Genomic DNA, 22,409 nt, shown 5'->3' with positions numbered 1-22,409 from the left:
AGAGATAAATTTAGCTATTGCTTTTGTCATGAAAAACAAATAAATTTAACTTACTAAAAAATCTCTTTGAATTTGATAGTTTTATTATTTTTAATGATATATTTCACTGCTAATACTAAAAACGCAGTGTTATCTAATAATACAGTTCAGTTAAGGCTAAAACTCTATTACCAAAGTCAATTTTTTAACATAGACGCAAATACGCAATAAATCGCAATTCTTGTAGAGACGGCGATTTATCACCAAATCAAGGGTTTTTAATTTTTAAGTAATGAGTAATAAGTAATGGGTATTTACTCATTACTCATTACTCATTACTCATTACTCATTACTTATTTATCGCGTCTTGCCTTTGTAATTTACATAGCCTGCCAGTGTTGGGGAATGTTCAAATTTTCCGGTAGAATTGTTGTGCGATCGCCAATAGCCTGCTCAAGCTGCTGTAATTCTAGGTTTTCGCATCCGCTCAAGTTTGCCCTAGAAAGGTTGGCTTCATGGAAGTTGGCATCTTGCAGATTAGCTGTACTGAATAATACACCTTCTAAATTAGCTCCAGCAAGTTTTGCTCTTTGTAGGTTACTGCCAATTAGGTTTGCATCTTGCAGGTTGCTACCTTCAAAGTTTATTTCAAAGAGGTTAGCATCACAAAGGATTGCTCCTTCTAAATTGGCATCACAAAAAATTGCTCCTTCTAAATTGGCATCACAAAGGATTGCCCCTTCTAAATTAGCATCATAAAGGATTGCCTTTGAAAGGTTCGCTTTTCTGAGGATTACCCCTTGCAAATTGGCCTCTGGAAGGATTGCCTTTGAGAGGTTTGCTTCATAGAAAACTGAACCACAAAGATTGGTTACTGATAAGTCTGCCTCCGAGAGATTTGCTCGTGTAAAATTGACCCATTGTAAATTAGATCCTACGAGAATTGCCCTAGAGAGGTTAGCTTCAGTTAAGTCGGCATTACGGAGGTCTGTATTCCGTAAATCCAGTTTCTGATTTACCGGATCTTTATGTGAATTGCGTCTTCCAATGACAGTTAAGGCTGTTTGAATATCTGTAGGAAGTTTTGATGAACCCTGTGAGTCTTTCTTATATTCATGATTCACAGAGGAATTCTCGCGGATAAAAGCAGCGAGAATTTCCATAATTGTCCAGTGGTCTTTGTGAGAATCCTTAGCAATTTGCTCTAAAGCATAAATGGCAGCAAATCGCGTTTCAATCTTTTCATTACCCAGTTGTTCAATTGCTTTACAAAAGCGTTCTGGAACAACCTCTTCTGGAGTTGGTTGTGTGTTAACGATATTCTTATCCCAAGCTAGTGTCCCAGCAAGGAGTTGGGTTAACAAACTCTGATTTTCATCTAGAGACAGTTTGGAAGTATAGTAAGCATTAGTAATTAATGCCAATCCTCCAATGATTATGGCAAGAGTTGTTAATGCTTGATTAATATATTCTATTTTTTCTTGATTTGAAAATCCTTCAATACTTTCAAATAATGAGAAAATAAGAGTTGCTGAGAAAATAAATATAATTGAGATAAATACCAACAAAGTCGTGAGTCCATTTGTCTTTATGAAAGATATGTCATAAGTCTTCATATCTGACTCCTTACGGAAATAAACTTAGGTTAAGTTTAAGAGCGTGTGTAAATATCTGGTAGAGTAAAAATACGGAAGTACTTGATAAATACTTAAACGTACTTAATAGAAATCATCTATGAAATCCATCAGAATTTATTTTTCAAACAGTCTCTGAACTGCGGGGGTTAGCGCTAACGACACAACATTTTTGTCCATAAAGCGAAGCTATTCCACGCAATTTAAATGCCTCTAGAATAGTTTTAAATCTATAACGTTAAAGAGATTTATCTAATTACTCAGCTTTTTAACATGACTAAATTGGAAATCGCCATGAGTAATTCCTCTGGTGATACAGGTTTAACAATGTGCTGTTGAAATCCTGCTCTTATTGCTTGCTGCTGATTAATTTCGCCTGCATAAGCAGTCAAAGCGATCGCAGGAATCTTTTTTACCCCTAGTTGTGCTTCTAGATTCCGCACCTGTTCCATCAGCATATAGCCGTTCATCTCTGGCATCCCAATATCGCTGAGTAAGATATCTGGCTTTGACTGGGTGAGCGCTTGTAATGCTTCATCTCCTGATGCTACTGTGGTGACGATCGCTCCAAACTCCTCAAGCACAAAGCTGAAAAAATCGCGGGTATCAGCATTGTCATCGACAATTAAAACTTGTACACCGATGAGAGGCAAGTAGGTAGAAATGGCAGATGCTCTCTTAACTTTTGGATCATTTTTGCATGTTGCACTGTCCTTGAGCAAGGGTAACTTCACTGTGAAGATAGCCCCCTCATCCTCGCCAAGACTTTCAGCTTTAATTGTTCCGCCGTGCATCTCAACTAAGTGACGAGCGATCGCTAAACCTAACCCTAACCCACCAAACTTTCTAGTTGTTGTACTATCACCTTGACGGAAATATTCAAACACATGATTTAAAAAGTTAGGGTGAATGCCTTTACCTGTATCGCTCACAGTAATCTGGACTTGGGCATCGATGCATTGCAATCGCACATTTACTTTTCCCCCAATGGGTGTAAACTTGACAGCATTGGATAAAAGGTTCCAAAAGACTTGCTGTAAACGGACTGAATCACCCAAAACTTTCCCTTGAGAGTCAAGCATCATTTCAATGTGAATACTTTTAGCCTCTGCTGCTAAACGCACTGTTTCCATTGCTGCTTCAATGGTGGATGCCAGATTGACTGATACCATCTTCAGGTTGAGTTTACCTTGTAAAATGCGAGAAACATCCAGTAAATCATCAATTAGTTCAGCTTGTAATTTAGCATTGCGTTCAATAGTTTCAAGGGCTTTTTGGAGTGCCGTTTCATCAAACTTACGACTCTGCAACAGTTTTGCCCAGCCGAGAATTGGATTTAGAGGCGATCGCAATTCATGGGAAAGTACCGCCAAAAACTCATCTTTGATTCGGTTAGCAGCTTCTGCTTCCGCCCGCGCTATTTGCTCAAGTTGCAAAAGGCGATCGCGTTCTGATTCGGTGCGTTTGCGATCGCTAATATCAGTTAGCATAGCGATCGCGCCTAAAAACTCATTTTGTTCATTCAAAATAGCTCTAGCAGAAATCAGTGTCCAGATGTACGAACCATCTTTACAGCGCAATCTACCTTCTTTAAGATCGCTCCCTTCTCGCTTTAGCCACGCTAATATCTCTTCGGATGTTATCCCATTAACCTCTTCTATAAAATCAAATATAGAACAGCCAAGCATCTCTTCAGGCGGATAACCCAACATCTCGAAGATTCGTTGATTCACAAACTCTGTTCGTGATTCAGAATCAATCATCCAAATTCCCTCATAAGAGGTATCAACAATTCGGCGATACTTAGCCTCACTCTTTTGTAGCAACTCCTCTGCTTGCTTTAGCTCTCGGCGCTCTTTGGCTTCTCGCAATGCCCGTTGTACTGAGGGAACTAACCGCCCTAGTCGTTGCTTTAATACATAATCCGTTGCACCATTCTTCAAAGCTTCGATCGCTAATTCTTCGCCCAGCGCGGCAGAAACAAAGATAAAAGGAACCTCTGGAGAACGATTTCGAGCAATTTCTAAGGCAGAAATGCCATCAAAAGATGGCAAGGCATAATCCGCAAGAATTAAATCGAAAGCCTCTGTTTCTAAAGCAGCCGAAAAATCAGCGCCGGTTTCGACTCTGAGCAGTTCACAATCAATTCCCCCTTGGATTAGCACCATAAGGGTAAGTTCTGCATCTAACCGACTATCTTCCAAAAGGAGGAAACGCAGGATATTCATCAGTTGCCCTCCTGTTGACGGTGAGGTGCAGAAGGTAGAGCGCCTACGGGTGGGTGATTAATCACTGCCCAAAAAAGTCCTACACCTTTAATCGCATCGGCAAACTCATGATAATCTAAGGGCTTGACGACATAAGCATTAACACCTAACTCGTAGCATCTAACTAAGTCTGGCTCCTCACTAGAAGAAGTTAATACTACCACTGGAATAACTCGCATTATTGGGTCAGCTTTGAGTTGTGCTAACACTTCTAGTCCATCGATTTTAGGTAGTTTCAAATCGAGTAGCACTACTACAGGATGCCCTTCCATTCGTAACCGGAACAGTCCCCGGCGATAGAGATAATCTAGCGCTTCCTCTCCATCACGTACCACTACTACTTCGTTGGCGAGATGATTTTCTGATAAGGCGGCTAATATTAATTCTGCATCGTTAGCACTGTCTTCAATTAGCAGAATTCGCTTGAGTTCTTTCATTCGCCCTCCTTGTTCGACAACTTGGGCAATGAAAAATAAAAGGTGGCTCCACTGTCAATTATGGCTTCTGCCCAGACTCGGCCATTATGTCGATGAATAATTCTCTGTACATTTGCCAAGCCAACACCAGTACCTTCAAATTGTGGATCGCTATGCAGACGTTGAAATACTCCGAATAGCTTGTGAACATATTGCATATTAAACCCAACGCCGTTATCTTGGACAAAAAAGACAACTTCGTTTTCATTGTCAGTACTTCCAACAGTAATTTCTGCTGGATTTCGATTCTGCGTATATTTTACGGCATTGTCTATGAGGTTGCGAAGGACGAGTCGGAGCATTGAGGGATCGCCTTGGACTTTTGGTAGTGATTCGATGTGCCAATTGATTTTACGTCCTGCGATTTCTGTTACCAAATCGCGTTTGATCTCTTGTACCAATTCCTCCATGTTGAGGTTAATGTAGCGCATCTCGGTGCGCCCCATGCGAGAAAATGTCAGCAACTCATCGATGAGTATGCCTGCTTGTTTGGCAGTTTCTGCAATTATTTTTAAATAGCGCTGACTCGTTTCATCTAAGGTTGTTGAGCTATGGCGCTTTTGCAGCAATTCGACAAATCCGGCGATGTGACGAAAGGGCGATCGCAAGTCGTGAGAAACTGAATAGGAAAAGGATTCTAATTCTTTATTGGCAATTTCTAGTTGAATGGTGCGCTCTTGAACCCGTTGCTCTAATATTTCGTTGATTTCTTGCAGGGCAGTTTCGGCAACCTTGCGATCGTGGATATCTACACAGGAACCGATATAGCCAAGGAACTCCCCAGTTGATGCAAACCGAGGCACACCAGTATCAAAAAGCCAACGGTACTCGCCATCAAAGCGTCTGAGGCGATATTCCATTTTAAAACTTTGTCGGGCATCAAAGGCATTGATGTATGTATTTAAGCAATGCTGAAAATCATCGGTATAAACACCTTCAGTCCACCCGTTGCCCATCTCTTGCTCCAGAGTTCGCCCGGTAAAATCTAGCCAGGGTTTATTGAAGTAGTTACAAAGTTTGTCAGTGCTGGACATCCACACTAGTACGGGAGTGGTGTCTGTCATTTGGCGAAAGCGGGCTTCACTTTCACGCAATGCTGCTTCAGCAAGTTTGCGATCGCTAATGTCGGCGAGCAGTCCCAGCATCTGTACTGCTTCTCCTTGAGCATTATGATAAAGATGACCCCGTGCCCAAATCCAACGTAATTCTCCATCTGCACGGCAAATGCGGCACTCAAAATCCCAAATCTCTTGATTAATTAGAGCAGTCCGAAATTTGGCATCAACCAAAGGACGCTCTTCAGGTAAGACATGCTCCAAAAACATGTCATAAGTCCATTCGGGTAAGATAGACTCGTAACCAAAGATTTGGTCGTGTCGTAGCGAACGGTTAGCCGTCTGGTTTCTTAAGTCCAAATCCCAGTCAGCCAATCCTGCAGTTTGCAGGGCAAAGTTTAGCCGCTCATTACTCTGGCGCAATGCCTCTTCAGCAAGTTTGCGTAAGCGAAGCTCGTCGCAGACATCGCGCAGTGCAGCTTGCTGTTCGCTGATGTCAGTAATTAACGCCACATACCCTTCAACGGTTCCCTGTTTATTAACCTGGGGAACAAAAATAGCATTAATGTAGCGTATGCAACCATCTTTATAAGGCATTTCACCTTCAAATGTTACCTGCTCTCCTGCAAGTACTTGTTCCACATAAGGACGAACCACTTCATAAGCAGATTCACCCACAACATCCCAGAGATGCTTTCCATAAATTTCTGCCGCAGAAAGCCCAAACCACTCTTCATAAGCTCGGTTATTGAAGCGGTAGCGTTGTTTTGAATCCACAAAGGAAATTAGAACTGGCAGTGTATCTGTAATTAAGCGAAGTTCCGTTTCTCTTTGCCGTAGTGCCTCCTCAATGCGCTTGCGGTTTGTGATATCGCGCCAGCAATTGATTGCACCAATAATCTCACCTTGGAAATCCCGAATCGGTACTACATTAGCACTAGCTATAATCTGGGTTCCATCAGGACGTTCAATGATGCACTCCTCATCGTGGATTGTTTCACCGTGGCGCGTAGCACGATACAAAGGCAATTGTTCTGAGGTGAGGCGCGTTACACCATCAGCTAGAAACAAACCGTAAGATTGAGCATAGTCGCTAGAAGTCATGCCAACGAGGGATTCACCAGGTTTGCCCAAAAGCTCTTGGGCAAGTTTGCTGTTGGCAATGATTGGGAAATTAGGGGGGCCACCAGTGATAGTAATTCCCTCTGGGACGTGTTCTAAGAGCATTTGCAGAATGCTCTGGGAAACTTCAGCTTGGCGGATGCGATGCTGGGCTTCGGCTTCGGCTTGTTTGCGTTCGCGCAGCGCAGCTTGCTGTTCGCGCAGCGCGGCTTGCCGTTCGCTCAAGTCAAGAACAAAACCAATAATTGTCCTATCTTCTTGCTGGACAAAGCCAATGAGAACGGGAACTTGGGAGCCATCTTTACGAATGTATTCCTGCTCAAAAGGTTTACAACTCCCAGTAATTCTCAGTTCTTGAATTGATTGCTCACTCACATCAATATATTGAGGTGGAGTGATTTGACCCCAGCGAATTCGACTAGAGCGCAAATCCTTGCGGGTATAATTTAGCATTTGCAAAAAGGCATCATTGGCTTCAATAATCAAGCCATTTAGATCGGCTACAATCACGCCAATAATATTGGACTCTGTTAAGCGACCAAATCTTGCCTCGCTTTCGCGTAAAGACTTCAGACTCTCCTCAGCCTTCCATTGAGCTATGCGGCGTGATTCGTTGAGCAAACTGATTAACCCTGCTGTCAGCATGAACACGATCAGGGGTACTAAAACGTTTGGATTTGTAATATTCTGCGAATAGAGCGGCTTGAAAAGGAAGTAGTTAATTGCCAAAGTAGACAAAACTGTGGCAAGTAACCCCGGCCCCAACCCACCGTACCAGGCACTCACCATCACCGCAGCAAAAAATAGCGCCGCCGGCGTTGGGGTGAGATATTGATAGAGTAGCAGAGTTCCCCCAAGTGCTAAAGCAACACATAGCAAAGCTATACCATAATGCAGCAGTTGCTCTCGAATAGTTGCGCTTTTCTTTTTACTACCAGCAAAGATATCTTCGCGTTCAGATGTTCTCACCCTATAAGTCATAATCTGATTCTGCTTCTGGAAAATTCTGGTTTAGTAGCCTTTTGCCCGGTTCTTCCATCTGCCGTAACATTTCTTCTATTAGTTTTAGCGCTAACGGTGAAGGCACTGTATGCCGATTTTCCCACCGATTGACTGTTTTGAATGAGACTCCTAATTTAGTAGCAAACTGTTTCTGAGAGAGATTAAGTTGTTGCCGAAGATGCCGAACCAAATCTAAAATTTCCAGGCGCTTTGTTATAGGCATCTTTTCTTTTTATTCTTACAGCATGACCAGAATAGGACATCTGTCCTATTATTTATCTCTGGCTTAAGAAATATTTCTCAACGTTGAGGTTCAGAGGGTCAACTTTGAAGTTCAGAGGGTCAACGTTGAGGTTCAGAGGGTCAACGTTGAGGTTCAGAGGGTCAACGTTGAGGTTCAGAAGGTCAACTTTGAGGTTCAGAAGGTCAACTTTGAGGTTCAGAAGGTCAACTTTGAGGTTCAGAAGGTCAACTTTGAGGTTCAGAAGGTCAACGTTGAGGTTCAGAGGGTCAACTTTGAGGTTCAGAGGGTCAACGTTGAGGTTCAGAGGGTCAAACTTTATCTATCCAATGTTCCGGTAGTTGAAGATTTTCCGGTAAGATTGTTGTGCGATCGCCAGTGAAAAGTTAGATCCCCGACTTCTTGGAGAAGTCGGGGATCTGGACACCGCGAATTTTCACAAATCAGATAAGATTGCTATATATAAATAGAGGCGTTTGTTAGAAATATTAGCTGTCCCATAATAAGCGTTCTTCTCTTTTAGTAAAAACTATAGCTGTAAGTGAAAACGGTAGAATACGCCCAAATAACTAATGATGCTGTGATAACTCAACCTGATTGTGGCCAATCTGCCGGTGGTTCTATATAATCAGGTAGACGAGTGGTGCGATCGCCAAGTGCTTTTCTAATCTGGTGCAACTCTAAGTTTTTAGCCCCTGTTAAAATTGTCCCTTCGAGTTTGACATCGCTGAGGTCAGCTTCTAAAAAGTTAGCTCCCATCAGGTTAGCCTGTGTCAGATTAGCTTGATAAAAGGTCGCCCTATGCAGGTTAGCTCCAATCAGGTTTGCCTGATACAGGTCAGCTTCCGTTAAACTGGCTTCTGAGAGATTGGCAAAATAAACTTCTGTTTGGTGGAGTTTAGCTGCATTCAAGTTAGCCCCAGAAAGGTTAGCTCCATTTAGATTAGCCCCAGAAAGGTTAGCACCAATCAAACCCGTTAGATTTAGGTTAGCTTTACCCAGTTTTGCACCTTGCAAGTTAGCTAAAAACAACTTTGCTCCAGAGAGGTTGGCGACTTTTAAAGTTGCTTGTTGCAAGTTAGCTTTATAAAGGTTTGCTCCTTGGAGATTCGCTACACGCAGACTTGCTCCAGAAAGGTTGGCTGAACGCAGGTTAGCCCCAGAGAGATTAGCGCGGTTGAGATTAGCCCAACATAGATTAGCTCCACAAAGGCTAGCTTTTAGTAACCTGGTTTCATAGAGAATACACCTAACAAGGTTAGCGCCGTTGAGGTCAGCCTCACTCAAGTCGGCTCCCCGCAAGTCAGCCCCACTCAGGTCAGAACCACGTAAATCGGCTTGTTGCAGATTCACTCCTAGCAAGTCTGCTCGTCTGATGTCGATATGACGTAAATCAAGTTTCTGGTCTTTTGGGTCTTCGAGAAAATTCCGCCTACCGATGACAGTTAAGGCTACTTGAATATCAGTGCGGATTATTGGCAATTCTTCATGGAGGTTTTGCTCCAACTGCTGTGTCGGACGCGGCCCACTTCTACGCCGACCTGAGTAAGCATCTGGTGAATATTCTGGCTTTTGTTGCTCCACCTTCACCGCCTGGATAGGCGCATTTTCGCGCACAAAGGCAGTGAGGATTTCCATGATTGTCCAGTGTTCTTTAGGAAAATCCTGAGCAACCCTTTCTAATGCATAAATTGCACCTGTTCGGGTTTCGATTTTATCATGACCAAGTTGGGCAATTGCCCCCATAAAGCGTTCTGAAGTCAATCTGTCTTGATTCAGTTTGGCATTCTGAAGGCTAATTTCGAGGTTTTTCTCAGCTGCGATCGCATTTTTATGCATCGCTTGGGCCCGCTTTGCTGAATAATAGGTATTAAACATTGCTGCCGATGCCAGAAAAACTATTGCAGTAGTTGTTAACGCTTGGTTTCTATACTGAATTTTTTCCTGAATTGACAATTCTTTAATACTAGACAAAGCAAAGAAAGTTACAGTCAATGAGCAGCCAAATAAAACTGTTATAGTTATGAACCAATTCAACAGAGTGTCTGTCTTTTTAGAAGACATGGTAAAAATTTTCCTTACAACTTAGAATTATTACTTAGATGTTTGGAAAAAATAGTATACCATTTAGCAGAAAATTATAATAGGTGTCCGAATACCTCTTTAACTAAGTAATAATATCGAATATACTTGTGAATTAAGGCAAAAATTGAACAATTATTGAAAAGCTTGCACTGGAAGCTTTCTTCCTTTTAACTTTCGCCTTGCAAAAATGGTGTTTTACTCAGATAATTTAGCTTCTCTCAAGTTTGCCCCATCAAGTACGGCATCATTGAGAACTGCCCCTTGCAAATCAGCTAGATATAAGCTTGCATAATGGAGGTTAGCTCCTTTTAAGTTAGCTCCTTTTAGGTTAGCTGCACTAAGGATTGCCCATTCTAGATTAGCTAAATATAAGTTAGCACCTTCTAAGTTAGTTGCACTGAGAATTGCTCCCGCAAGATTAGCTTCTGTGAGGTTCGCCCCAGCAAGATTAGCTTGATAGAGGTTTGTCTGTTGTAGATTCGCTCTATTCAGATTTACTCCTCTCATATCCGCGTGACTCAAATCAAGCTGTTCATTTTCTGGGTCTTGATTTACATCTCTTCTAGCAATAACAGTCAGGGCTGCTTGAATATCTATACGAACTTTTGCTTCTTTTTGAGGTACATGAATAGTATTTTCTCGGATAAAAGTAGTAAGAACATCCATAATTATCCAGTGGTATTGTGGATGATTTTGGGCAATTTGCTCTAAATCATTAATTACAGCTAGACTGGTTTCTATTGTGTTATTTCTTAGTTGTTCAATTGCTATTTTCAAACGTTCTTTTGGAGACTTATGTTGAGTTTGATTAAATTTATCTGTGAAAACATGTATCCCCAGACATATTTTTGATAACTGACTGTTATTGATTGATAAAATATTTTTTACAGCATGAAAATAATTAATAATGACTGTCAACATACGATAGTTAAAAACTTAGTGCTAATTGGTGGCGGTCACAGCCATGCAATTGCCCTGAAAATGTTTGGAATTAAGCCGTTACCCGGAGTGCGTTTGACGTTGATTAGTGCAAATCAAAAGACAGCCTACTCAGGAATGTTACCAGGATACATTGCTGGATTTTACACCCATGATGAATGCCATATTGATTTGAAGCCATTGGCTAACTTTGCTCAAGCAAATTTGTATATTGACAGAGTAGTTGCTCTAGACTTGGAAAACAACAAAGTTCTCTGTGCTAACGGATTGGCGGTAGATTTTGATGTGCTGTCTATTGATATTGGCAGCACTCCGGCCAGAGTGTCTGTATCAGGTGCAGCAGAATATGCGATCGCAGCTAAACCAGTATCGCAGCTATTGGAACATTGGGATGAACTAATTGCGGCTGTAAGTAAAAATCCTCAAGAACTGATGAGGATTGCGATCGCAGGTGGAGGTGCCGGCGGTGTAGAATTGGCGTTGGCGATGCAATCTCATTTACATCAGATTCAACAACCACTTCCCAATCTAGAAATGCATTTGTTTCAGCGTCAGATGGAACTGATGCCTAATTATCATCAATCAGTACGGCATCAACTTCAGCAAATTCTTACCCAGCGAGGTATTGAGCTACATCTTGGAGAAAGTGTGTGTAATATCGCACCTATAAACCACAAGCAAACTAGAGAACTATTTGAGATTAAGTGCGAATCTGGTTTGACAGTAGAGTGTAATAAGATTTTTTGGGTAACACAAGCTTCAGCACCCGAATGGTTAAAAATTGCCGGACTAGGAACTGATAAAAAAGGTTTTATTCTGGTAGAGGACACATTGCAATCTCAAACACACCCGCAAGTATTTGCATCTGGTGACATCGCCACAATGGTAAATCATCCACGTCCGAAAGCTGGGGTATTTGCTGTTAGACAAGGTAAACCTTTATTTGAGAATTTGCAACGAATTTTATTAGGTAAGTCGCTCAAACCTTATAAACCACAAAAACAATATTTAAGTTTAATTGGTACAGGAGATGGACAGGCAATCTTAACCAAAGGCATCATCACTTTACCACCTCATAAACTCTTATGGCATTACAAAGATTGCATTGACAGGCGCTTCATGGAACGCTTTCATTTTGAATAAATAAGGGAGTTAGGAGTTAGGAGTTAGGAGTTAAGAGAATTTTTTCCCCAATGCCCAATGCCCAATGCCCAATTCCCAATTCCCAATGCCCAATGCCCAATTTATCGAATCTGTTCAATTAGCTCAATAATTTGTTGATAATACTGGATATTTCCCTCTTGGTAATACAAGTCTGCGGATTTCTGGAAATCCGCAATTGCTCTTTGAGAATCACCCAGATTTTGGTAGACATCTGCTCGAAGGATGTAAGCTGAAGCCCAATGAGGCTGAAGCTGTAAAGCCTGATTTAAGTCAGTAAGCGCTCCTTGTAAATCTCCCAATAGAGAACGGCTACGACCACGATTGTACCAGTCTTCAGCAAAACTAGAGTCGATCGCGATCGCTCGACTATAATCTTCTATTGCCTTTTGATAATCTTCTAGGGCATAGCAAGCATTAGCGCGATCGCTGTAAAATGCAGCAGATTGGGGATTTATTTGCAAAGCTTGGGTGTAATCTGCGATCGCACTTTCATAAGCTTCTAAAGCATAATGGGTTGAACCTCGGTTGTAATATGCTTCAATTAAATCAGGATTAATTTCCAATGCTTGATTATAATCTGCGATCGCTCCTTGCTCATCCCCCAAAAGACGACGAGCATTTCCTCGATTGCAGTACGCTTGCGAAAATTCAGGAACCAATTCTATTGCTTGGGTGTTATCGTCAATTGAACCCTGTAAATCTTTCAGAGCTTCACGGGCAATTCCCCGACCATAATAAGCTGCGGCTAAGTTATCATTAATCTGTAATGCCCGATCGTAATCTTTAATTGCTCCTCTATGATCTCCTAAAGAACGACGAGCCGCCGCGCGATCGCAATATCCTTCAGCTAAACTAGGATTGAGTTGTAATAAGCGATTGCTATCTTCAATTGCGCCTTGATAATCTCCCAGTCGGCGGAGAGCATTCGCCCGAAAGCCATATACTAAAGCTAGAGTCGGATTTTCTTGTAAGGCTCGGTCATAATCTGCGATCGCACCCTTATAATCTTCAAGGGTACTACGGACAAGACCCCGTTCACAATAGGCTTGTACATCATCAGGGTTGAAATTTAGCGCTTGATTAAAATCCTCAATTGCTCGGTGATATTCTTTGAGGTGAGCAAGAACCAAACCCCGATTGTAATATGCTCCGGCAAACCTGGGATTTATTTCTAAAGCGCGGTTGTAATCTGCGATCGCACTTTGATAATCTGCTAAAGAGTAGTGGGCATTACCTCGATTATGATAAGCCTCCGCCAACTTAGGATCTAATTGTAATGCTCGGTCATGATCTGCGATCGCTTCGTTAAAATTTCCTAAGATGTGGTGAATATTACCCCGATTGCTGTATGCTGCGGCAAAATTGGGATGCCATTGTAAAGCTTGTTGAAAATCTGCGATCGCTCCTTGACGATCGCCGCTTTCAAAACAAGCGACACCTCGATTATGATAAGCATTGGCAATATCAATATTGATATTATCAGCTAACTGGGTACTATTTTCTATTGTTTGGATATAATCAGCGATCGCTTTGTCGTATTTTTCTAAGGCAAAGTAAGCATTACCCCGGCTGTGGTAAGATTGGGCGAGATTGGGATCGATTTGCAATGCTTGATTATGATCTGCGATCGCTCCTTGATAATCGGCTAAAAAGTAACGAGCATTACCTCGGTGATAGTAGGCTGTGGCAAAATTGGGATTAATTTCTATAGCGTGGTTGAAAGTAGCGATCGCTTTTTGATAATCCCCTTGTAAACTGTGGTTTAATCCTTGGTTTAATAATTCTTCAGCATTCATGTAATTTTCCTGGATTTCGACATTCCCTAGCTTAAAGGCAACGGGATTCTTAACGATATGTTTTGATAATCGTTCCAGCTTATTGTGCCTCCTGCTAAGATTTTAATTCCTGATTTTCTGTGAGATTATATCAGTGCGACGATTTTCAGGCGACTTAAACAGCAGCAAGCACCGCAAATAAGAATGGTGGGTGACTGACTCACCGTTTTTTACTGAGGCTATTATAGTAGCGGATAACACATTGGCTAAGTGCGATCGCATCTGCTAGGAATATGCGTAAAGAGTTTCAAAATCGTTTAAAACACTTTGTTGCTTTAAAGTCCAAGTACCAAGCAACTAATTATCCAGATTCATCACCTGCTAGTCTTTTATATCTTATATTGCGAAAAGTTGACTTAGGAATTGAACTTAGTGATTTAGAATCTAATTGGTTGGGAGAGTCTGAGCTTAAAGAGACTTTAGAAGCTATCAAGCAAGAGCAGCAAGATAAAGTACAAGAATTCCGAAAAGCAGCGTTAGAATTGCTGTACAACTTGCAGCAAAACTTACAAGTCACTCAAAATCAAGACGAGGAAGACAGGGAATTACTTATGCGATTAGCGCCACTTTACCAACAAGACCGAGAACAGGCGATGCAAGAAGGTGAACAACGAGGACTTGAAACAGGAATTCAGCAGGGAGAACGTTTGGTGGTGGAAAACTTGCTCAAATTTCGTTTTGGTGAAATAGATAATGAACTTCAAGAAATTATTGAACCTTTATTGACGTTACCACCAGAAGAATTTACGCCTTTACTATTGCAGTTATCCCGTGAAGAATTAATTAATCGATTTCACTAACGTCAATCATATATTTTTTCATGATTAGGCTAAGGCTTAAAGAAGAAGGGAAAAGATTTAAAATTTTTCCCTTTTTCTTTTTTCCACTTTCTACCTCACGTTACAATGTAAAACCGAAGACATTAATACAGTATTATGAATCCTACTGACGCAAAACTACATCATTAGAGAGAACTCATGAATTGCTCCTACCTAAAAATGAGTATTGTGATTATTGTTGGCGTAAGTTTTAATGAAAATGAATGAGTCTCTAAAATTTTTAACCAATAGAAACTTTATCTTATAGGTTTACATAAATGGATTTTCTGACAATTCTAGGATTAGCTGCTGCCACACTAACCAGTACTGCATTTTTACCACAGATGTTTAAAACATGGCAAACAAAATCAGCAAAAGATGTTTCTTCAGTTACGCTGATTACATTCATAATTGGTGTTTTTTTATGGTTAATCTACGGAATTTATCTACAAGCCTTACCAATTATTCTTGCTAATAGCGTGACATTGTTTTTTAACTTGATAATTCTATGGCTTAAAATTAAATATAGATAACCCTACTCATAACTAAAACCTTTGACACCATAAAAAGGATATATTCTCTGAATAATAGGAAGAAAATCAATTGCAATCTGTCTGTATATAGCCTAAGTCAGCCTGAGTCTAACTGTATTAATTACGAATTACGAATTACGAATTATCATGACCTCATCTGTATTTGAATCTGAACGCCTCCTATTCACCCCCACCACCCCAGACACCAACGCTATCCCCATAATTTTCGCCTTTCCCAATGAATATAGCGTAGGTATCACTAGCCTTGGCTATCAGGTAGTTTGGGCAACTTTGGCAATGCGTGATGATGTGCAGGTAAGTCGCCTGTTTACAGATACTCACGAACAACTCCCCAGAACACCGGAAATTGTGGGATTTTCTATTTCCTGGGAACTGGATTATGTGAATATTTTAAATTTACTGGAATCTTTAGAAATTCCCATTCAAGCAACTTCTCGTGATGATTCTCATCCAATAATTTTTGGTGGTGGCCCCGTTCTCACAGCTAACCCCGAACCTTATGCAGATTTTTTTGATGTAATTTTACTGGGGGATGGTGAAAACCTACTAGGAAATTTCATCGAGGCGTACAAAGAAGTTAGAAATGCTTCTAGACAAACTCAACTAAAAAGACTTGCACAAATCCCAGGAATTTATATTCCGAGTTTGTATGAAGTCGAATATCACACAAAAGATGGTGCAGTAAAGTCAATTAAACCAATTTCTCCAGAAATTCCCGCAGTGGTGCAAAAACAGACTTATCGGGGAAATACTCTATCGGCTTCGACTGTAGTCACCGAAAAAGCCGCTTGGGAAAATATTTACATGGTGGAAGTGGTGAGAAGTTGTCCAGAAATGTGCCGCTTTTGTTTGGCGAGTTATCTCACACTGCCTTTTAGAATAGCGAGTTTAGAAGATTCTTTAATTCCCGCGATCGCAAAAGGTTTAGAAGTCACAAATCGGCTAGGATTATTAGGGGCTTCTGTAACTCAGCATCCAGAGTTTGAAGATTTGCTAAATTATATCAGTCAGCCAAAATACGATGATGTTCGTCTCAGTATTGCCTCAGTGCGAACCAATACCGTAACAGTACAGTTAGCAGAAACTTTGACAAAACGAGACACGCGATCGCTTACCATTGCTGTAGAGAGTGGTTCTGAGAAAATCCGGCAAATCGTCAACAAAAAGCTGCATAACGACGAAATTATCCAAGCAGCGATAAATGCCAAAGCTGGCGGATTAAAAAGCTTGAAACTCTACGGAATGGCAGGAATTCCCGGTGAAGAAGCAGAAGATTTAGAGCAAACTGTGGCGATGATGCGTAATATCAAAAAAGCTGCACCAGGATTACGCCTAACATTTGGATGCAGCACCTTTGTCCCCAAAGCGCACACACCCTTTCAATGGTTTGGGGTAAATCGTCAAGCAGAAAAGCGGTTACAGTTTTTGCAAAAACAGCTAAAACCGCAGGGGATAGAGTTTCGGCCAGAAAGCTATAATTGGTCGATTATACAAGCTTTATTGTCGAGAGGCGATCGCAGACTCTCCCAACTTCTTCAACTTACCCGTGACTTTGGCGACTCCTTGGGTAGCTACAAACGTGCTTTCAAACAACTAAAAGGACAAATCCCCGATTTAGATTTCTACGTCCACGCCGAATGGTCAACAGAGCAAATATTACCCTGGAGCCACTTGCAAGGGCCTCTGCCACAGTCTACACTACTAAAGCATTTGGCCGATGCTAAGAGTTATATCAACCCATCTCCAAAAGAACTACAGCCGTTACTGGGGGCTAGGGACTAGGCACTGGGGACTGAGGATTAAGGACTAAGATTAAAATTTAATATCCAATTCCCAATGCCCAATGCCCAATTCCCAATCCCAAAAACTTGATGCAAAACACAGCTGAGTATTACTGCGCCTATTGCGGCGAACCGAACTTAACTTTTATTGATTTGAGTGCTGGAGGACAGCAATCTTATGTAGAAGATTGTCAAGTTTGCTGTAACCCAAATATTTTGTACGTGCGGGTTAATGAAGATACCCTAGATATCGAGATTGATACAGAATCAGAAAGTTGAATTTTAGGTTTTTCTTTCCATGCTGCACTTTAAACATTCCTCAGTAATTAATGCCTCACCAGAAGTAGTTTGGAAATTTCACGAAAGGCCAGATATTTTGCAAATGCTGAATCCACCTTGGCAGCCAGTCCAAGTGGTTCGTCGTGAGGGAGGGCTAAACGTGGGCGCTATCACAGAATTTCGCCTGTTTCTCGGCCCATTACCATTAACTTGGTTAGCGCGTCATACTGAATGCGACAAATATCGCCTGTTTACCGACGAACAGATTTCTGGCCCCTTTGAGTCTTGGGTACATCGACATGAATTTGAACCAGAAGCTGGCAAAACTAGGCTGACTGATACTATTTCTTTCTCTATGCCTGGTGGAGGAACAGTTGAATTTGTCAGTGGTTGGTTAGTGCAAGCGCAACTAGAAGCAATGTTTCGCTATCGCCACTATGTGACTAAACGAGAATGTGAGTCACGATAGCAAAATGTGCTGAACAATAAAGTTATCTTAAAATTCCAAAAACAAGAAAAAAGCCCTAGACGTTTATAAGATTTACGCAAAACCACACGCTATAGGGGCAATTCATGAATTGCCCCTACCGGAAAATAAGGGTTTTGAGCATTTATTATATAACCTAATACAGTTCAGTTAAGGTTTTTATCTTCTCTCTGTGTAGCGCCAGTTGCTACAAGTCGGGGAACCCGCCCAACGCACTGGCTTCTCTGCGTCTCTGTGGTTTGTTAAAAAAAACTGACTTTAACAAAGAGTTTTAGCCTTAACTGAACCGTATTGTTATATAGTCACCTATTTTTAAGGCTTCATCTATTTAGAAATTACCAAATAGAAACACTGTTTTCTGTAAACGCTAAAATTCTTGGCGTTGTTATTTATACTTTTCACCTCTCAACCGAAAACAGTTTTGGGTATATCGCTTGTATGTGTAATAATAGTTAAAGTATCTTTACGTTTGTACATATTATTAGAGTATTGGCACTGTCCAATCCAAAACACTGACCACTAATAGAGTTTTCTGAATGGTGGTTAGTGCTTTTTGTCGTGACTATATTTTAGAAACTTTCACCTGAATACTAGGCGGAGTAAAAGCGTGATTCAATCAGAACAACCACCCAATCATCAAACAAAACTGACCACAGTAGGGAAAAATAAATCTCAGTCTAAGGGACTTTTCATTGCTATTCTCATTGTTACTGCATGGATCATTAGCCTGAGTTTATTACTTTCCCTTGACACCTCCAAGTTAACATTTTGGATTCTATTGCCTACCATACTTTGGCAAACATTTTTATATACAGGGTTATTTATTACATCTCATGATGCCATGCATGGGGTAGTATTTCCCCAGAACACCAAGATTAATAATTTTATTGGGACATTAACCTTATCTTTATATGGCCTTTTGCCCTATAAAAAATTATTAAAAAAACATTGGATACACCACCACAATCCAGCAAGTCAAATAGACCCAGATTTTCATAATGGTAAACACAAAAATTTCTTCGCGTGGTATTTTCATTTTATGAAGGGTTACTGGAGTTGGGGACAAATTATTGCCTTGACTACTATCTATCACTTTAATAATCACATCCTCAATATACCATCTGAGAATCTAACTTACTTTTGGGTTATTCCTTCGCTTTTAAGTTCATTCCAACTATTTTACTTTGGTACTTTCCTACCTCATAGTGAACCCATAGGAGGTTATATTCAGCCCCATCGTTCCCAAACGATTAATCGTCCAATCTGGTGGTCATTTATGACGTGCTATCATTTTGGCTATCATGAGGAACATCACGAGTATCCCCATGTTCCTTGGTGGCAGTTACCAGAAATTTATAAAAGCAAATAGTTCTTATTTATAAATATTATGTTAATAAATAAGAGTCACACGGTAATCTATAGCATTACTAAATCATTTGTAAAAATTTCTGCTGACTCTTCTCTCTCTGTTCTCTGTGCCTCTGTGGTACCCTGCGGGAAGCCGAAGCGTCTACGTTAAAAAAGTAATTTTCACAAATCACATAGAATTGCTATATATAGTTTAAGCAAGGCATTCTTTAAGATTATCCTGCTTATGCCAATTAATAATTCTCCTCTTGTCACCTATAGCCCTGCTTATACCATTGTCCCCACTTACGAATGCTTTAATCGGTGTAGTTACTGCAACTTTCGTAGTGAACCTGGTAAAAGTCCCTGGATGAGTCTTTCAGATGCAGAAACTATTTTAAAATCACTTCCAAGCGAAAAAGTCTGTGAAATACTTATACTAAGCGGTGAAGTTCATCCAAATTCGCCAAAGCGTGAGGCGTGGTTTGGGCGAATTTATGATTTGTGTAAATTAGCGCTTTCAATGGGATTTTTACCACACACTAATGTGGGGCCATTGAGCTTTGATGAAATGCAAAAGCTTAAGGGTGTAAATGCTTCGATGGGGCTGATGTTGGAACAGTTAACGCCAACATTGTTAAATAGTGTACATCGACACGCACCGAGTAAATTACCAGAAGTTCGTTTACAACAATTGCAGTGGGCGGGAGAGTTACAAATTCCCTTTACAACTGGGTTACTGTTAGGAATTGGAGAAATTGCTAATGATTGGTGGGAAACTTTAGAAGCTATATCTAACTTACATCAACATTACCATCACATTCAAGAAGTCATCCTGCAACCTCATAGTCCGGGAAATCAGCAAACTTTTGATGCACCTCCTTTTGATCCTCATCAATTACCAGAAGTAATTGCTAAAGCACGTGAGATTCTACCGCCAGATATTACTATTCAAATTCCACCGAATTTAGTTAAGGATGACTGCTGGTTACTCACTTGTATCGAAGCTGGTGCTAGGGATTTGGGCGGAATTGGGCCAAAAGATGAAGTGAATCCTGATTATCCCCATATTCAGGAACAGGCTTTGAGAAACATTTTACAGCCTGCTGGGTGGGAATTGGTGGCCCGATCGCCAGTTTATCCGCAATTTGATAGCTGGTTGTCAGAGGAACTACAAACAGCAGTGAAGCGATCGCGGAATGCTATGTTATTGGTTTAACATTGCTATACTCACACCACCAAAATAGCGTCAAATCAAGACTGTGGGCGACAAATTCCCAACGCATCCCTCAGAAGATATAGATAGCAGCCTAAACCGTGTTGTAAAATAGACATATAAGGATTGGGGGGCCATTTACTGGTCATAAACGCCTATAGAAACTATCTACGGAAATCTCCAAGGTTTAAAGTCCAGCCAGCTGAAACAACTACAGAAGCTGTATCACCAGCGTATACCAGGCGATCGCATCACCACGCCTGAGTTTTCCCAGCGTCTGGCAGCAATTAGCACAGAAGTCAATCAGCCTGTATGCGCCTACATCAATCGTCGCGGACAAGTGATTCGCGTCGGGGTAGGTACACCGCGACAAACGCAAATACCACCAATGGAATTGCCCCGTTACGGTGCAGAACGACTCAGTGGTATTCGTTGCATAGCCACCCATCTGAAGCCAGAACCGCCAAATGAAGCGGCACTCACGGCTATGGCCCTGCAACGCTTAGATGCCCTAGTTGTCCTAAATATTACCGGAACAGGATTTACACGGCGGGGAGGTGGTGCAACTGGATATGTCAAAGAGGCTTATCTAGCTCATCTCATACCCCAAGAGTCTCGCACCCTGATTACTAGTCCTGCTGCTTTCAAGGTAGGGGAAAGCCAAATTCAAACCCCAAGTTGGAATATATCGCCACCTATGGATTTGGATGATTTGGGAGATCAGGATTTAGTAGACTTGGTAGAAAATCTGGAAGCGGAATTCCAGCGTGAATTTATCGCCCAGGAAGTAGATGCTGACCACGATCGCGTGCTAATTGTGGGGCTGATGACCAGTGAGACAACTCCCCTACAATTCCAAGATACCCTAGTAGAATTGGCGCGTTTAGTTGATACTGCTGGGGGAGATGTATTACAGACAATCCGACAAAAGCGATCGCGCGTTCATCCCCAAACAGTAGTTGGCGAAGGTAAAGTGCAAGAAATTGCCCTAACTGCCCAAACATTAGGAGTCAATCTCGTCGTCTTTGACCGCGACCTCTCACCCTCCCAAGTCCGCAACTTAGAAGTTCAAATTGGCATCCGGGTAGTTGACCGCACCGAAGTAATTTTGGATATCTTTGCTCAACGCGCTCAATCTCGTGCCGGTAAGTTGCAAGTAGAACTAGCACAGCTAGAATACATGCAGCCACGACTAGCTGGTAGAGGGCGCACCATGTCCCGATTGGGTGGTGGTATAGGGACTCGTGGCCCTGGTGAAACCAAACTAGAAACTGAACGCCGTGCCATTGGGCAGCGCATATCCCGACTGCAAAAAGAAGTAACCCAGTTACAGGCCCATCGTTCGCGGTTACGGCAACGAAGGCAGCATCGAGAAATTCCCTCAGTGGCTTTGGTTGGATATACCAATGCTGGTAAATCTACTCTGTTGAATGCTCTCACTAATGCAGAAGTTTATACAGCCGACCAGCTATTTGCCACTCTCGATCCTACGACGCGCCGTTTAGTGATTCCTTATGGCGAAACAAACGAACATCAGGAAATTCTCATTACAGATACGGTAGGTTTCATACACGAACTACCTGCATCATTAATGGATGCCTTCCGCGCCACCTTGGAAGAAGTCACAGAAGCTGATGCCCTACTCCACTTGGTGGATTTGTCTCACCCAGCTTGGTTGCGTCATATTCGCTCAGTCAGAGAAATCTTGGCACAAATGCCGATAACTCCTGGCCCGGCGTTAGTTATTTTTAACAAGATTGATCAAGCTAATAGTGAGACTCTAGCTTTAGCTAGAGAAGAATTCCCTCTAGCCGTATTTATTTCAGCTAGTCAGCGCTTGGGATTAGAAACCCTACGCCATCGGCTTGCTCAACTGATTGAATATGCCGTTGACAGTAGGTAAATACTGAAATTAAAGTTTTGTATTTCAGTTAAAAATGCCGTAGTTCGTATAGCTACGGCACTTTCTATGGGAATTCAGTTTGATTTCTGAGAAGGTACTACGATACCTAACTTCGTTCAAAAATCAAACACTAATCCTTATGAAGATAAAAATATTTCTACTCTACTAAGCTAAAGTCATCTATGCAAATATACTGAAAAAGCCTTTGACCGAGTAGCTTGAGCG

The 22,409-nt window shown here is 41.4% G+C and carries 17 protein-coding genes; 9 read left to right on the top strand and 8 right to left on the bottom strand.

The window, feature by feature from the left end; translation table 11 throughout:
- Nucleotides 1-359: 359 nt before the first annotated feature.
- The 7 genes from V7K98_RS06905 to V7K98_RS06875 form a co-directional block, all read right to left on the bottom strand.
- On the bottom strand, nt 360-1,595 hold the full coding sequence (locus V7K98_RS06905) for a pentapeptide repeat-containing protein (protein WP_335020144.1): 1,236 nt from the start codon (nt 1,593-1,595) through the stop codon (nt 360-362).
- Nucleotides 1,596-1,873: 278 nt separating this feature from the next.
- Nucleotides 1,874-3,841 carry a hybrid sensor histidine kinase/response regulator gene (locus tag V7K98_RS06900; protein WP_335020142.1) on the bottom strand — a complete coding sequence of 656 codons (1,968 nt, stop codon included), beginning with the start codon at nt 3,839-3,841 and terminating at the stop codon, nt 1,874-1,876.
- Nucleotides 3,841-4,317, bottom strand: coding sequence for a response regulator (locus V7K98_RS06895; RefSeq protein ID WP_335020140.1), 477 nt, complete (start codon nt 4,315-4,317; stop codon nt 3,841-3,843). The genes V7K98_RS06900 and V7K98_RS06895 overlap by 1 nt, the downstream gene beginning before the upstream one ends.
- Nucleotides 4,314-7,514, bottom strand: a complete 3,201-nt coding sequence (locus V7K98_RS06890; protein WP_335020138.1) for a PAS domain S-box protein — start codon at nt 7,512-7,514, stop codon at nt 4,314-4,316. The genes V7K98_RS06895 and V7K98_RS06890 overlap by 4 nt, the downstream gene beginning before the upstream one ends.
- Entirely contained in the window at nt 7,504-7,758 is a 255-nt protein-coding gene (locus V7K98_RS06885) for a helix-turn-helix domain-containing protein (RefSeq protein ID WP_335020136.1), read from the bottom strand. The genes V7K98_RS06890 and V7K98_RS06885 overlap by 11 nt, the downstream gene beginning before the upstream one ends.
- Before the next feature lie 606 nt (nt 7,759-8,364).
- Complete coding sequence (locus V7K98_RS06880; RefSeq protein ID WP_335020134.1) at nt 8,365-9,840, bottom strand: pentapeptide repeat-containing protein; 1,476 nt, start codon at nt 9,838-9,840, stop codon at nt 8,365-8,367.
- A gap of 216 nt (nt 9,841-10,056) precedes the next feature.
- On the bottom strand, nt 10,057-10,638 hold the full coding sequence (locus V7K98_RS06875; RefSeq protein ID WP_335020132.1) for a pentapeptide repeat-containing protein: 582 nt from the start codon (nt 10,636-10,638) through the stop codon (nt 10,057-10,059).
- 114 nt (nt 10,639-10,752) lie between these two features.
- Here V7K98_RS06875 and V7K98_RS06870 point away from each other — a divergent pair, with 114 nt between their 5' ends.
- Nucleotides 10,753-11,943: an FAD-dependent oxidoreductase gene (locus V7K98_RS06870; RefSeq protein WP_335020130.1), complete on the top strand. Its 1,191-nt coding sequence runs from the start codon at nt 10,753-10,755 to the stop codon at nt 11,941-11,943.
- 101 nt (nt 11,944-12,044) lie between these two features.
- On the opposite strand, the gene V7K98_RS06865 is transcribed toward V7K98_RS06870, so the two are convergent.
- Entirely contained in the window at nt 12,045-13,760 is a 1,716-nt protein-coding gene (locus V7K98_RS06865; protein ID WP_335020129.1) for a tetratricopeptide repeat protein, read from the bottom strand.
- 272 nt (nt 13,761-14,032) lie between these two features.
- On the opposite strand from V7K98_RS06865, the gene V7K98_RS06860 reads away from it, so the two are divergent.
- The 8 genes from V7K98_RS06860 to hflX all read left to right on the top strand — a co-directional run bounded on the left by V7K98_RS06860 (nt 14,033) and on the right by hflX (nt 22,184).
- Nucleotides 14,033-14,599 carry a hypothetical protein gene (locus V7K98_RS06860; RefSeq protein ID WP_335020127.1) on the top strand — a complete coding sequence of 189 codons (567 nt, stop codon included), beginning with the start codon at nt 14,033-14,035 and terminating at the stop codon, nt 14,597-14,599.
- Nucleotides 14,600-14,895: 296 nt separating this feature from the next.
- Nucleotides 14,896-15,150 (top strand): SemiSWEET transporter, encoded by a 255-nt coding sequence (locus tag V7K98_RS06855; protein ID WP_334860663.1) that lies wholly within the window; start codon nt 14,896-14,898, stop codon nt 15,148-15,150.
- Nucleotides 15,151-15,297: 147 nt separating this feature from the next.
- Nucleotides 15,298-16,953 (top strand): B12-binding domain-containing radical SAM protein, encoded by a 1,656-nt coding sequence (locus V7K98_RS06850; protein ID WP_335020125.1) that lies wholly within the window; start codon nt 15,298-15,300, stop codon nt 16,951-16,953.
- A gap of 89 nt (nt 16,954-17,042) precedes the next feature.
- Nucleotides 17,043-17,231 (top strand): CPXCG motif-containing cysteine-rich protein, encoded by a 189-nt coding sequence (locus tag V7K98_RS06845; RefSeq protein WP_094330630.1) that lies wholly within the window; start codon nt 17,043-17,045, stop codon nt 17,229-17,231.
- Nucleotides 17,232-17,250: 19 nt separating this feature from the next.
- Nucleotides 17,251-17,700, top strand: a complete 450-nt coding sequence (locus tag V7K98_RS06840; protein WP_335020123.1) for an SRPBCC family protein — start codon at nt 17,251-17,253, stop codon at nt 17,698-17,700.
- A 625-nt stretch (nt 17,701-18,325) separates the two neighbouring features.
- Nucleotides 18,326-19,087: a beta-carotene ketolase CrtW gene (gene crtW, locus V7K98_RS06835; RefSeq protein ID WP_335020121.1), complete on the top strand. Its 762-nt coding sequence runs from the start codon at nt 18,326-18,328 to the stop codon at nt 19,085-19,087.
- Between the two features lie 225 nt (nt 19,088-19,312).
- Nucleotides 19,313-20,284 (top strand): 7,8-didemethyl-8-hydroxy-5-deazariboflavin synthase subunit CofG, encoded by a 972-nt coding sequence (gene cofG / locus V7K98_RS06830; RefSeq protein ID WP_335020119.1) that lies wholly within the window; start codon nt 19,313-19,315, stop codon nt 20,282-20,284.
- Between the two features lie 154 nt (nt 20,285-20,438).
- Nucleotides 20,439-22,184 (top strand): GTPase HflX, encoded by a 1,746-nt coding sequence (gene hflX / locus V7K98_RS06825; protein WP_335020164.1) that lies wholly within the window; start codon nt 20,439-20,441, stop codon nt 22,182-22,184.
- The last annotated feature ends 225 nt before the right edge of the window (nt 22,185-22,409 follow it).

The organism is Nostoc sp. (assembly GCF_036917435.1).
Classification (GTDB): Bacteria; Cyanobacteriota; Cyanobacteriia; order Cyanobacteriales; family Nostocaceae; genus Nostoc.
Note: the sequence above shows the minus strand (reverse complement) of the source record. Positions and strands in the feature narration are given on the sequence as shown.